Annotated in this window: 12 protein-coding genes; 8 read left to right on the top strand and 4 right to left on the bottom strand. The window is 60.3% G+C overall.

All coding sequences use genetic code 11. The features are described 5' to 3' along the window. The first annotated feature begins 81 nt into the window (after positions 1 to 81). From Q8M42_RS18745 to Q8M42_RS18735, 3 genes are all read left to right on the top strand, one after another. Positions 82 to 984, top strand: coding sequence for a hydroxymethylglutaryl-CoA lyase (locus Q8M42_RS18745; protein ID WP_304869238.1), 903 nt, complete (start codon positions 82 to 84; stop codon positions 982 to 984). 307 nt (positions 985 to 1,291) lie between these two features. Further along, positions 1,292 to 3,247: an acetoacetate--CoA ligase gene (locus Q8M42_RS18740; RefSeq protein ID WP_304869240.1), complete on the top strand. Its 1,956-nt coding sequence runs from the start codon at positions 1,292 to 1,294 to the stop codon at positions 3,245 to 3,247. Between the two features lie 71 nt (positions 3,248 to 3,318). After that, the gene (locus Q8M42_RS18735; RefSeq protein ID WP_304869241.1) at positions 3,319 to 4,050 is read left to right on the top strand and encodes an ABC transporter substrate-binding protein; all 732 of its coding nucleotides are present in this window, start codon (positions 3,319 to 3,321) and stop codon (positions 4,048 to 4,050) included. A 28-nt stretch (positions 4,051 to 4,078) separates the two neighbouring features. On the opposite strand, the gene Q8M42_RS18730 is transcribed toward Q8M42_RS18735, so the two are convergent. Beyond that, the gene (locus Q8M42_RS18730) at positions 4,079 to 5,308 is read right to left on the bottom strand and encodes a PilT/PilU family type 4a pilus ATPase (RefSeq protein WP_304869243.1); all 1,230 of its coding nucleotides are present in this window, start codon (positions 5,306 to 5,308) and stop codon (positions 4,079 to 4,081) included. 143 nt (positions 5,309 to 5,451) lie between these two features. On the opposite strand from Q8M42_RS18730, the gene Q8M42_RS18725 reads away from it, so the two are divergent. From Q8M42_RS18725 to sph, 3 genes are all read left to right on the top strand, one after another. Continuing rightward, positions 5,452 to 5,730, top strand: a complete 279-nt coding sequence (locus tag Q8M42_RS18725; RefSeq protein ID WP_160014225.1) for a peptidylprolyl isomerase — start codon at positions 5,452 to 5,454, stop codon at positions 5,728 to 5,730. A 7-nt stretch (positions 5,731 to 5,737) separates the two neighbouring features. Further along, complete coding sequence (locus tag Q8M42_RS18720) at positions 5,738 to 6,106, top strand: MmcQ/YjbR family DNA-binding protein (RefSeq protein ID WP_304869246.1); 369 nt, start codon at positions 5,738 to 5,740, stop codon at positions 6,104 to 6,106. Between the two features lie 133 nt (positions 6,107 to 6,239). Further along, the gene (gene sph / locus Q8M42_RS18715; RefSeq protein ID WP_304869248.1) at positions 6,240 to 7,754 is read left to right on the top strand and encodes a sphingomyelin phosphodiesterase; all 1,515 of its coding nucleotides are present in this window, start codon (positions 6,240 to 6,242) and stop codon (positions 7,752 to 7,754) included. A gap of 102 nt (positions 7,755 to 7,856) precedes the next feature. On the opposite strand, the gene Q8M42_RS18710 is transcribed toward sph, so the two are convergent. After that, positions 7,857 to 9,053 carry a type II toxin-antitoxin system HipA family toxin gene (locus Q8M42_RS18710; RefSeq protein ID WP_304869250.1) on the bottom strand — a complete coding sequence of 399 codons (1,197 nt, stop codon included), beginning with the start codon at positions 9,051 to 9,053 and terminating at the stop codon, positions 7,857 to 7,859. Further along, positions 9,050 to 9,301: a helix-turn-helix domain-containing protein gene (locus Q8M42_RS18705; RefSeq protein ID WP_304869251.1), complete on the bottom strand. Its 252-nt coding sequence runs from the start codon at positions 9,299 to 9,301 to the stop codon at positions 9,050 to 9,052. Before Q8M42_RS18705 ends, Q8M42_RS18710 begins: the two co-directional genes overlap by 4 nt. Positions 9,302 to 9,528: 227 nt before the next feature. Between Q8M42_RS18705 and Q8M42_RS18700 the strand changes: the two genes are divergently transcribed. Beyond that, a complete protein-coding gene (locus tag Q8M42_RS18700) occupies positions 9,529 to 11,115 on the top strand; it encodes an ABC-F family ATPase (RefSeq protein ID WP_304869253.1) in 1,587 nt (528 codons plus the stop codon). A 65-nt stretch (positions 11,116 to 11,180) separates the two neighbouring features. On the opposite strand, the gene Q8M42_RS18695 is transcribed toward Q8M42_RS18700, so the two are convergent. Further along, positions 11,181 to 11,789, bottom strand: coding sequence for an FMN-dependent NADH-azoreductase (locus Q8M42_RS18695; protein WP_304869254.1), 609 nt, complete (start codon positions 11,787 to 11,789; stop codon positions 11,181 to 11,183). Between the two features lie 122 nt (positions 11,790 to 11,911). On the opposite strand from Q8M42_RS18695, the gene Q8M42_RS18690 reads away from it, so the two are divergent. Then, positions 11,912 to 12,811, top strand: a complete 900-nt coding sequence (locus Q8M42_RS18690) for a LysR substrate-binding domain-containing protein (RefSeq protein WP_304869257.1) — start codon at positions 11,912 to 11,914, stop codon at positions 12,809 to 12,811. The last annotated feature ends 15 nt before the right edge of the window (positions 12,812 to 12,826 follow it).

Below are 12,826 nucleotides of genomic sequence, written 5' to 3'. Positions count from 1 at the left end.
AAAGCTCGCCGCTAAAGCGCCTCCTACAACGCAGTAATTCACCTAAGCGCGCGCCCCATCGAAATAAACAACGAGGCAACGATGAACCTACCCAAACAAGTGCGCCTGGTCGAAGTCGGCCCGCGCGACGGTTTGCAGAATGAGAAACAGCCGATCAGCGTGGCCGACAAGGTGCGCCTGGTCGATGACCTGTCTGCCGCAGGCCTGGGCTATATCGAGGTGGGCAGCTTCGTTTCGCCCAAGTGGGTGCCGCAGATGGCGGGCAGCGCCGAGGTGTTTGCGCAGATTCAGCAGTTGCCAGGCATCGTCTACGCCGCGCTGGCACCCAACCTGAAAGGTTTTGAGGGCGCTCTAGAAGCAGGAGTCAAGGAAGTGGCGGTATTTGCTGCGGCTTCGGAAGCCTTCTCGCAGAAAAATATCAACTGCTCGATCAGCGAAAGCCTTGAGCGTTTTGTCCCGGTAATGGACGCCGCCAAGCAGCATGGCATTCGCGTGCGCGGTTATGTGTCCTGCGTGTTGGGCTGCCCGTATGACGGCAGCGTGCCACCCGAGCAAGTCGCCAGCGTGGCCCGTGAGCTATATGCCATGGGCTGCTATGAGGTTTCCCTAGGCGACACCATCGGGGCCGGCACCGCTGGGGCAACCCGTCACCTGTTCAACGTGGTCGGCCGCGAGGTGCCACGTAATCTGTTGGCCGGGCATTTCCACGATACCTACGGCCAAGCTTTGGCCAATATCTACGCCAGCCTCTTGGAAGGCATCAGCGTATTCGACAGTTCAGTCGCGGGGCTGGGTGGTTGCCCTTACGCCAAGGGCGCCACCGGCAATGTCGCCAGTGAAGATGTGCTGTACCTGCTTGAGGGTCTGGGCATCGAAACCGGTATTGATATGGGCCGCTTGATCGCCGCCGGCCAGCGGATTTGCACAGTACTGGATAAACCCAATGGCTCGCGGGTGGCGCGGGCCAAACTGGCCAACGCCTGATTGGTAGACGGCGTAGCCCGGATAAGCCGCGGCACGCGGCGCAATCCGGGAAGCATCTCCGGATAAGCCTCGGATTGCGCCAGGGCTTATCCGGGCCACGTCGGCTGTAAGGTTTTATTTACGTACTGTAAAGCGCCCCCATCAGGTTCGCTGCAGGTTGCCTGGGAGCGTTGCACAGTGGCTACAGGCGCGGCGGCTGCCGATCAGGATCAGCCCCGCGCAGCTCGACGCAAGCCATCCGCCAGCCAGTAGGCTTGCAGCAATAAGCCCGCATTGCGCAGGCATAACAAGAGTTCGAGGAACCAACATGCAACAGCCTTTGTGGACGCCTTCTGCCGAACGTATCGCGGCGACGCGGATGGACAGCTTCCGCCACTTCGTCAATCAGCGCCACAGCCTGCAACTGGCCGACTATCCATCCCTGCACAGCTGGAGCGTGACGCAGCGCGAAGCCTTCTGGCAGGCCGTTATCGAGTTCTTCGACATCCGTTTTAGCACCCAGCCCACGGCAGTGCTGCAGGAACGCAGCGCCATGCCCAGCGCTCACTGGTTTCCTGGCGCGACGCTGAACTTTGCCGAACACCTGCTGCGCCGCCGCGATAACCACCCGGCCCTGGTCGCCATTGGCGAGGACGGTTCGCGCGAACAGCTGAGTTACGCCGAGCTGGCCGCTCATGTCGCGGGTTTGCAACGCAGCCTGCGTGCTGCCGGCGTCGGTAGTGGCGACCGCGTTGCCGCCTTTATGCCCAACACCTGGCAAACCCTGGTCGGCATGCTGGCGGCCAGTAGTCTCGGTGCGACCTGGTCGAGCTGTTCGCCGGACTTCGGCACCCAGGGCGTGGTCGACCGCTTCGGCCAGATCGAGCCCAAGGTGCTGATCGCCGCCGCCGGTTACCGCTACGCAGGCAAGAACCTCGACCTGACCAGCAAGCTCAATGAAATCCTCGAACGCCTGCCCTCGCTTGCGCAGCTGATTGTGGTGCCCTACTCCAATACCCAGGCCAACGCCGCCGACTTCCACTCAGCGGCCAAGGTCGCGCTGTGGCAAGACTTCTACCAGGCTGGCGGCGAACCCGAGTTCACTCAGGTACCGTTCGATCACCCGCTGTATATCCTCTACTCCAGCGGCACCACCGGCGTGCCCAAGTGCATCGTCCACGGCACTGGCGGCACCCTGCTGCAGCATGTGAAGGAACTCGGCCTGCATACCGACCTGATGGCCTGCGACACGCTGTTCTACTACACCACCTGCGGTTGGATGATGTGGAACTGGCTGGTCTCCGGCCTGGCCCTGGGCGCGACCCTGGTGCTATTTGACGGTTCGCCCTTCCATCCCGGTGCCGAGCGCCTGATCGATCTGATCGATGCGGAAAACATCAGCATCTTCGGTACCAGCGCCAAATTCCTCGCGGCACTGGAAAAAGCCGGCGCCAAGCCGGGCAGCACGCACAAACTGCAACGGCTCAAGGCGATTCTGTCGACCGGCTCACCGCTGTCTCACGAGAGCTTCGAGTACGTCTACCGCGAGATCAAAGCCGATCTCTGCCTGTCATCCATCTCCGGCGGCACCGATATCGTTTCCTGCTTTGCCCTCGGTAACCCGGTGCTGCCAGTGTGGCGTGGCGAGCTGCAGTGCAAGGGTTTGGGCATGGACGTGCAGGTGTGGAATGACGCCGGCCAACCAGTGAGCGGCGAAAAAGGCGAACTGGTCTGCGCCCAGCATTTCCCCTCGATGCCGATTGGCTTCTGGAAGGATGCCGATGGCAGCAAGTTCCAGGCGGCCTACTTCGACACCTTCCCCGGTATCTGGGCCCACGGCGATTACGCGGAAATCACCGCCCACGGCGGCCTGGTGATTCATGGCCGCAGTGACGCGGTACTTAACCCCGGCGGCGTACGCATCGGCACCGCCGAAATCTATCGCCAGGTGGAAAAGGTCGAGGCCGTACTGGAGTCCATCGCCATCGGTCAGGAGTGGGACGACGATGTGCGTGTGGTGCTGTTTGTTCGCCTGCGCGAGGGCGTCGAACTGACCGACGCGCTGCAAACGCAAATTCGTCAGGTGATCCGCGCCAACACCACGCCGCGCCATGTGCCGGCGAAGATCATTGCCGTGGCGGATATCCCGCGCACCATTAGCGGCAAAATCGTCGAACTGGCGGTGCGCAACGTGGTGCACGGCAAACCAGTAAAAAACACCGATGCCCTGGCCAATCCGCAGGCGCTGGAGCTGTACCGCGACCTGGCAGAACTACGGGACTGAAGTACCAAAACTCCAGCCGAGCCCGGCGCGCAGTGCTTATACTCCAAGCCAGTCGTTGTTGGAGTGCTGCCGTGGCTGTGCGCTGGATCTGTCTCGCTGTACTGCTGACCTCGCTGAGCCTAAGCGCAACAGCACAGGAACCGCTGGAGCTGCATATGCCGGACGCGCCGCCGCTGACCTTTGTCAGCTTTCAGGGCGGCTACGGCATGGTCGGCGATGTGGCATTGGCCGCGATTGCCCGCGCGGGCTACCTCAGCCATATCCATGTAACCCCCTGGGCCCGCGCGCAGCAGCGGGTCAGTCGCGGGCAGAATCTGCTGATCATCCCGCTCTCGCGTACTCCAGAGCGCGAAGCGCTGTACACCTGGATTGCAGCCATTTCGCCACTTGAACGCGCCTTTTTCAGCCTCGATGCGCCGGTGGCTGACTTTGCCGAGGCGCGTCAGCGTTACCGGCGTATTGCCGTCGGTCATGGCACAGCACAGATGGAAATCCTCAAGCGCGAAGGCTTTAGCGAAACGCAGATTGTCAGCCTTAAGCTTGGCGATAACCCTGCGCGCATGCTCGAGCTGGGGCGCGTCGATGCCTGGTTTACCGGGGTGCCGGAAGGGTTGTATCTATGGCCGCAAAGCAACAACAAACTGCAGATGAGCCCCGTGCTGGCCAGTACCGATATGTACCTGGCCTGCTCGAAAGACTGCGATGCGCAGTTGCAGGAAGATCTGCGCAAGGCCGTTGAAGCGCTACGCGCCGAAGGCATGATCCAGCGTATTCAGGACGCCTACCGCCCCGAACAACGCTAGCGGTAAGCCGCTCTATTGGCGCCGGTGTTCAAATACCTTTGCGCCCAGGGTCCTCAGGCAGCTGTTCTTCTTCAATATCTTCCAGCTTCAACTCCAGCCCCCACTCTCCCGCCGAAGTAGCGGGCGCCGCAGGTGCAGCAGGTGTCGGTGCGGCGGCCGCTGGCGCGGGCGCAGCGGCAGGTGCTGAGGTGCCTGGGTTGTCGCGATAGAGTTTGAGCTTGAGGCGTACGTTGTTCGCCGAGTCAGCGTTTTTCACCGCTTCTTCTTCATCAATCGAGCCATCGTTGACCAGGTCGATCAGCGCCTGATCGAAGGTCTGCATACCAAGGTTTTTCGACTTTTCCATGATCTCCTTGATCTCGGAAAACTCATTACGCTTGATCAAATCACGAATGGTCGGCGTGCCCAGCAGCACCTCCACCGCCGCCCGGCGCTTGCCGTCGATGGTCTTGACCAGGCGCTGGGAGACGAACGCCTTGAGGTTGTTGCCCAGGTCATTGAGCAACTGCGGGCGGCGGTCTTCCGGGAAGAAGTTGATGATGCGGTCCAGCGCCTGGTTGGCGTTGTTGGCGTGCAGCGTAGAGATTGCCAGGTGGCCGGTGTCGGCAAAGGCCAAGGCATGCTCCATGGTTTCGCGGTCGCGGATTTCGCCGATCAGGATTACGTCCGGCGCCTGGCGCAGGGTGTTCTTCAGTGCGGCGTGGAAGCTGCGGGTATCCACCCCCACCTCACGCTGATTGATGATCGACTTTTTGTGCTTGTGCACGTACTCCACCGGGTCCTCGATGGTGATGATATGGCCGCCGCTGTTACGGTTGCGGTAGTCGATCAGCGCCGCCAGCGAGGTCGATTTGCCCGAACCGGTGCCGCCAACAAATAGCACCAGGCCGCGCTTCTCCATCACCGTTTTGAGCAGCACTTCCGGCAGCTTGAGGTCTTCGAATTTGGGAATTTCCATCTTGATATTGCGCGCGACAATCGACACCTCGTTGCGCTGCTTGAAGATATTGATGCGAAAACGGCCAACGCTGGGAATGGAAATCGCCAGGTTCATCTCCAGCTCACGCTCGAATTCCTCACGCTGCGCGCTATCCATCACCGAATCAGCAATGGCTGCCACCTCGCCGGCCTTGAGCGGCTCGGCGCTGAGCGCCTTGAGCACGCCATTGAACTTGGCGCAGGGCGGCGCACCAGTGGAAAGATAAAGGTCGGACCCGTCCTGGCTGGACAGGATTTTCAGCATGGCGTTGAGGTCCATAACGAGATTTCCCGCGAGTTGGATTTATTACGTTAGGCCAAGATTACGCATCGCTCCCGAGAAAATCGGCGCGTGCCCGGCTCAAGCGCTAAGCGGCTGAAAATACTGGCACAATATGCCAATTGAATTCCGAGGAGCCCGTCATGCCAAAGGCAATGGCCCGCCATATTCTGGTGAAAACCGAAGCAGAAGCCGCCGCACTGAAAAAGCGTATTGCCGCCGGCGAGGCGTTTGACGTGCTGGCGCGCAAATACTCCACCTGCCCCTCCGGCAAGAAAGGCGGCGACCTGGGTGAAGTGCGCCCAGGACAGATGGTGCGGGCGATTGATCAGGTGATATTCAAGAAGCCGGTACGTGAAGTCCACGGGCCGGTGAAAAGCCAGTTTGGCTATCATCTGGTGCAGGTTTTCTACCGCGAGTGATTCCGCTATGACGCCCGAACACGTTGCTGCTTTCTGCCTGAGCCTGCCGGGTGCCCGTGAGGACATCAAATGGGGCGGTGTGCGGGTGTTTTCGGTGGCCGAGAGCAAGATGTTCGCCCTATTCCACCTGGGTAGCCATGACGGCTTGGCCTTTAAGGTCGATGCCGACCTGTTTCTCGGCTATTGCGACCGCCCGGGTATCCGCCCTGCGCCTTATCTGGCCCGCGCACGCTGGATCAGCATGGCCGCGCCCTACCCACTGAACGATGGCGAGCTGCAAGCACTGCTGACCCGCTCCCATCAGCTGGTGGTAGGCAAATTACCCAAACGCCTAAAGCTGGCCCTGTTGCTCGACCCACCAGCAGCGGATTCGTAACAGCCGCGTCATGCCGATGTAACTCTCGCCAAGCAGACTGCGCTGGCGCTGGTCTAGCCCACCCACCTTTCGATCATTCTCGCGGTTAACGGTGACTGGAAGACTGGCCATTCCCCTACCCGGAGGCCACCCTATGCATCGCTGTCTGTTGCCACTGCTGTGTTTCAGTACGCTTGCCCTATCCGCCCCGACCTTTGCCCAGGCAAACCCGGATGAGCAGTTCAAACTGCTGGCACATAACGTGTTCCTGCTGCCCAGCAGCATCAAACCCGGCTGGGGCCAACAGCAGCGTGCGGCGTTGATCGCTGAGGCGGCGTATATCAAGGGCCAGGATGCGGTGATTCTCAACGAGCTGTTCGACAACCCAGCGTCGGCCATTCTGCTCAATGGTTTGCAAAGCCAATACCCGTTTCAGACGCCCGTGCTCGGCCGTAGCCGCACGGGCTGGGATGCCACGCTGGGCGCCTATTCGGATACCACGCCGGAAGACGGTGGCGTAGCCATCGTCAGCCGCTGGCCAATCGAACAACGCGTGCAATATGTCTACAGCCAGGGTTGCGGCGCGGACTACCTGTCCAACAAGGGCTTCGTCTACGTCAAACTCAATCGCAATGGCCAGGCCGTGCATATCATCGGCACCCATGCGCAGGCAGCGGACACCGGTTGCCCGGATGGCAAAGGCACGGCGGTACGGGCCAGCCAGTTCGATGAACTGCAGAACTTCATCAGCGCCCGCGGCATTGCCCTCGATCAGCTGGTGTTTATTGGCGGTGACTTCAACGTAATCAAAGGCAGCAGCGAGTACCACGACATGCTCACCCGCCTGCAGGTCAACGCACCCGACAGCTATGCCGGCAGCGACACCACCTTTGATACCCTGCGCAACGGCATCGCCAACTACCAATACCCCAACCATGCCCCGGAATACCTGGATTACATCTTCGTTTCGCGCAACCACCGACAACTGCCGTTCTGGCACAACCAGGCCCTGGATACCCCAGCGCCACGCTGGACGGTCAACCTGGCGGGCGCGACCTGGCAATTTCAGGACTACTCCGACCACTCGCCAGTGGCCGGCTTTACTCGCGCCGACAGCACGACGCCAACCCGCGCCAGCAAACCGCAACAAAACCTCTATGGCGAAGTGGTCTTGCAAAGCACCACCACCGGCAAAACCCTGCGCGCCGGCAGCAGCAAGGCCAACGACTGGGTGAAAATCAACGGCAGCGGGCTGGAGCCAGAAAGCCTGTTCAGCCTGCGCAACTGGTATCACCCGGAGAGTTTCTGCATCCGCAGTGGCGACTATATCGAGGTGGAATCACGTCGCCATCCCGGCCATTGGCTCAACTGGTGGCTGGGCGGTGGCGGCGGTAACTACGCCTATTACATGAAGGCAGGCGATTCATCCAACCAGCTACGCATCGAGCTGCCCAACAACAACGGCTGCCTCAAGGATGGCGACAGCATTCGCCTGCGCGACCGCGACACGGTGCGCGGCACTGACTACTACCTGCAGAACTGGGCGTCCGGCAGCTGGAAAGAGCACCTGTACCTGTGGAGCAGCTCACCCGCCAATGCCGAACAGTTCCGCGTGCACCTAAAACGCCCGGCGCATTACTCGGACTGGAGCAGCAAGCTGCACTACTGATAGGCCGAAGGCGGCGGTAAAAAGCCGCCGTTCGTGACGGGGCCTGTTTGGCAGCCAGGGCATACCCGAGCGACCCACTCCCCGTCATCTGCTCTGAACGTTTCAGCCAAAGCTCTGGCTAAACGGCTGAGCGCTTGCCCGGATGGCTGCGGCCACCTGAGGTGCTTGCTCGCAGAGTTCGGGAAAGCGCGCGAGCACCCTTTCATGAGCGGCTAACAAACGCAGAATGCGTGCCTTGGGCTGGTCGACATCACAGGTTTTGGCGAACTCCAACAGCCCTTGCCGTGAAGCGAACAGCGACTTGTTACCGAGCAGATCCAACGCCAGCACATCGTCCGGGATATAGGCGGTGGTATTGACGATGTCATAGGCCGGGGCCAAGCGCGCATCACGCTGCACTGGGTCGCAATAGAGCAAGCCGAAGTTCTTCAGGTGCGCATCACCATTGCCGACGATGCAGCTCAGCGCCACGCTGTCGAACAGCTGGTCAAGCGAACTGCGCAGGTGCTCAGTCGGGCAATACAGGCGGATGGCCTTGGCGATGGCGGCGTAGCTCTTGCTGTACTTCTGCTCGGCAGACAGCCCCATCAGCGCGGCCATATCTTCAAAACCGATAGGGTTGTGCTGCTCATCACGGTCAAAGCGGCGCATGACAAACAGCCTAGCGTTATCTGACAGGTAGAACTCCGGGGTGGGAATGCCGGCCTCTTGGGCAATCGACATACAGAGAAATTCATTGATCGCCAGGCCCGGAAATTCATCGCGGCCGCTCTTGATGATCAAGTCAGAGGTTTTTGCCGTGAATTTATGCGGCACAGACTCCGCCTGTTCCGGCACCAGAACCTTGGGCTGAACCCCAGAAATACCCGCACGCAGAATGTAGCGGTCGACCAGATCGACAAAAATATCCTCGGCGCCATCCCAGGTGAGGATTTCCTCGAGGCGTTCACCGGGAAACTGCTGGCGCATCAACAACGCATCTACGGCCTGAGAACTCACAAAGACCCGACCAATAGGTGAACTGCTGCCTGAGAGCGCCAGCAGCAGCATGGGGTCAACATTAACGGTCTTGGCCAGACGGTTACGCAGCTGTTCCAGCACGTAGCCTTCGGGAAGATTCATCTGGAAAATCGGGTGCAGCTCGCGCCGGCGATACTCATCCATGCGTACAGGCATCAGCAGGCTGATCGCGGCACCGGCACTCGCCTGGTCGGCATAGCGGAAAATATAATCCTCGGCACTGGTGAAGATTCGTCCGCTATCGCCTGCCGGCGTGCTGACCTGCAATAGCGCGCTCATTCAAACACCCCCTGCACTTCCTCCAGCGTCGGCATGCTGGCGGGCACAACCGACAGCTCACAGCCGAGGGCACCCAGCACGCGGGCATAGGCCGTCATGCCCACTGAAATACTGCCCTTTTCCACGGCAATGACTTTTTGCCGCGTAAGCCCGGCAATATCCGCCAGCCCGGCTTGAGTCAGCCCACGGTTAAGCCTCCGCGCGCGGATCTGCTGGCCTAAACGCTGTGTAAGAAGAAGATAGTCCATGTCACGAATACATAACCTTTATCATTAAATGTAACGTATACGAAACTAACGCCAAGATCAAATAGCCAGGTTACAACCGCATCTAGGCGGGATTACCGCAGCATTGCTCACAGCTAAACCCCTTGAATAGAAACCCCGCCTGTCCCATCTGCTGCCCTTTGTGGTCGTAAACCGCTACAATCGCGCCCCTTTCGCGCCCGTGCGCCCGTTTATCTGGACCAAGATTCGTGATCTCCACCGCTAACATCACCATGCAATTCGGGGCCAAGCCCCTGTTCGAGAACGTTTCCGTCAAGTTTGGCGGCGGCAACCGCTACGGCCTGATCGGGGCCAACGGCTGCGGCAAGTCGACCTTTATGAAGATTCTCGGCGGCGACCTGGAATCGAGCGGTGGCCAGGTAATGCTGGAGCCGAACGTGCGCCTGGGTAAGCTGCGTCAGGATCAGTTCGCCTACGAAGAATTCAGCGTGATCGATACCGTGATCATGGGTCACGAAGAGCTGTGGAAGGTCAAAGCCGAACGCGACCGCATCTACTCCCTGGCGGAAATGAGCGAAGAAGATGGCATGAAGGTCGGCGAGCTCGAAGGTGAGTTCGCTGAGATGGACGGCTACACCGCCGAATCCCGCGCTGGTGAGTTGCTGCTCGGCCTGGGCATTCCGTTGGAGCAGCACTTCGGCCCAATGAGCGAAGTCGCGCCGGGCTGGAAACTGCGCGTATTGCTGGCGCAGGCGCTGTTCTCCGACCCGGAAGTGTTGCTGCTGGACGAACCGACCAACCACCTGGACATCAACACCATCCGCTGGCTGGAAAACATCCTCACCCAGCGCAACAGCACCATGATCATCATTTCTCACGACCGTCACTTTCTGAACTCGGTCTGCACCCACATGGCTGACCTGGATTACGGCGAGCTGCGCCTGTTCCCGGGCAACTACGACGAGTACATGACCGCCGCGACCCAGTCGCGCGAGCAACTGCTGTCGGATAACGCCAAGAAGAAAGCGCAAATCAACGAGCTGCAAAGCTTTGTTAGCCGCTTCTCGGCCAACGCCTCGAAATCCAAGCAGGCATCGTCGCGCGCCAAGCAGATCGACAAGATCCAACTTGCCGAGGTCAAGCCATCCAGCCGAGTCAGCCCGTTTATTCGTTTTGAACAGAACAAAAAGCTGCACCGACAGGCCGTGATGATCGACAAAATGGCCAAGGGGTTCGACGGCAAGACGCTGTTCAAGAACTTCAGCTTCCAGGTTGAAGCCGGCGAGCGCGTGGCGATTATCGGCCCGAACGGGATCGGTAAAACCACCCTGCTGCGCACCCTGGTCGGCGAACTGACCCCGGATGCCGGCCATGTGAAATGGACCGACAGCGCCGAGCTCGGCTACTACGCCCAGGATCACGCCCACGACTTCGAAGATGACGTCAGCCTGTTCGACTGGATGGGCCAGTGGACCACCGGCGAGCAGATGATTCGCGGCACCCTGGGCCGCATGCTGTTCAGCAACGACGAGATCCTCAAGTCGGTCAAAGTCATCTCCGGTGGTGAGCAAGGCCGCATGCTGTTCGGCAAGCTGATTTTGCAAAAGCCGAACGTGCTGATCATGGACGAACCGACCAACCACTTGGACATGGAGTCCATCGAAGCGCTGAACCTGGCGCTGGAAAACTACCCGGGCACGCTGATCTTCGTCAGCCATGACCGTGAGTTCGTCGGTTCCCTGGCTACCCGCATCATCGAGCTGTCAGCCAACGGCATCACCGACTTCAGCGGTACCTACGACGACTACCTGCGCAGCCAGGGCGTGATCGTCTAAACCGGCAGGTACCACCGACCAACAAAAAGCCCGCTATAAAGCGGGCTTTTTGTTGCTGCGCGTTATCACGCAGTGGCGAACAACTCCGCAATCTTCGCCTGCGCCGCCGTGAGGGCATTGGCGCGAGGCTCTTCACCGTAGGCCAGGCCTTCAGCGCGGACGATTTCGATGTCAGTAATGCCGAGGAAGCGCAGCACCAGCTGCAGATACTCTTCATGCGCCTGGCCACTTGGCTGGCCAGCGTGAATACCACCTGCGGTGGAAACGATCACCACCTTCTTGCCGCCCGCCAGGCCCTTGGGGCCGTTCTCGTCGTAGGCAAACGTCTTGCCGGCGACAGCCACGCGGTCGATCCAGGCCTTGAGCTGGGTCGGCACGGTGAAGTTGTACATCGGCGCGCCAATTACGATGGCATCGGCGGCGAGAAACTCGTTAAGGGTGCTTTCAGCCAGCGCAACTTCATGCTGCTGCGCCGCATTGCGCAGTTCGGTTGGAGTACCGCCGGCCACCAGGCTGGCAGCGGACAGATGGCTCAGCGCGTCGCTGGCCAGATCGCGATAGCTCACCTGCGCTTCAGGCTCAGCAGCGAGCCAGGCGTCGACCACGGCGCGGCTGAGTTGGCGGGAAGCGGATGAGTCGCCGAGGATACTGGAATCGAGGTGCAGTAGTTTCATGACAATCTCCAAATTGAGATCGCCCCACGGCGATCAAGATGCTGGAGATACTATCGATGAAAGCAATAGCCGATTAGCCCACGCAAATGCGATAGTTCGTCCCACTGATAGGACGATAAACCATGCACGACCTCAATGACCTGTTCTACTTCGCCAAGGTGGTGGAAGCCGGTGGTTTTGCCGCAGCCGGGCGCACCCTTGGTATTCCCAAGTCACGGCTTTCGCGGCGCATTGCCGAGCTGGAAAACCGCCTCGGCGCACGCCTGCTGCAACGCACCACACGCAAACTGGCGCTGACCGATATTGGCGAGCGTTACCTGCGCCATTGCCAAGCCATGCTGCAGGAGGCCGAGCAAGCCGAGGAAACCGTGGCCAGCCTGACCAGCGAACCGCGCGGCCGCCTACGGGTCAGCGCGCCCGGCGGCATCGCCCTGCTGCCTGAACTGGTGGTGAGTTTTCTCGCGGCCTACCCCAAGGTGCAGCTGGAACTGATTCAAACCAACCGGCGCATCGACCTGCTCAACGAAGGCGTAGACGTCGCCTTGCGTGTGCGCAGCGCCGAGGATGAAGACCCATCGCTGATCACCCGCCGCTTGCGGCCGGCACAAGCCTTTATAGTCGCCGCACCGGCCTTACTGCAGCACGCCCAGGTCAGTACGCCCGGCGATCTTTCGGCGCTGCCGGCGTTAGGTGCCCTGGAGGCGGATCGCAGGATTCACCTGCGTTTGCAACATGACAACGGGCGCGTACAGGAAGTGGTGCTGGAAGCGCGCCTGGCCATCGAGGACTTCAACGTACGCAAACACGCCGCCATGGCCGGCCTGGGATTTACCATGCTCCCCGCACCCTTGTGCCTGGATGAACTGGCCGATGGCCGACTGATCCGCCTGCTACCGGACTGGGCGCTGCCCGCCGCTAATCTGCAAGCGGTGTACACCCACAGGCGCGGCATGTTGCCGGCCGTGCGGGCGTGGATCGAACACCTGAGTGATGCCTTTAGCCGTTGGGATCAGCCGATCTAGCCATGCGGCACGGGT

The sequence above is a fragment of the Pseudomonas sp. genome (assembly GCF_030684895.1).
Lineage (GTDB): Bacteria > Pseudomonadota > Gammaproteobacteria > Pseudomonadales > Pseudomonadaceae > Aquipseudomonas.
The sequence above is the reverse complement of the archived record's forward strand: the minus strand, read 5'-3'. Positions and strand labels throughout refer to the sequence as shown.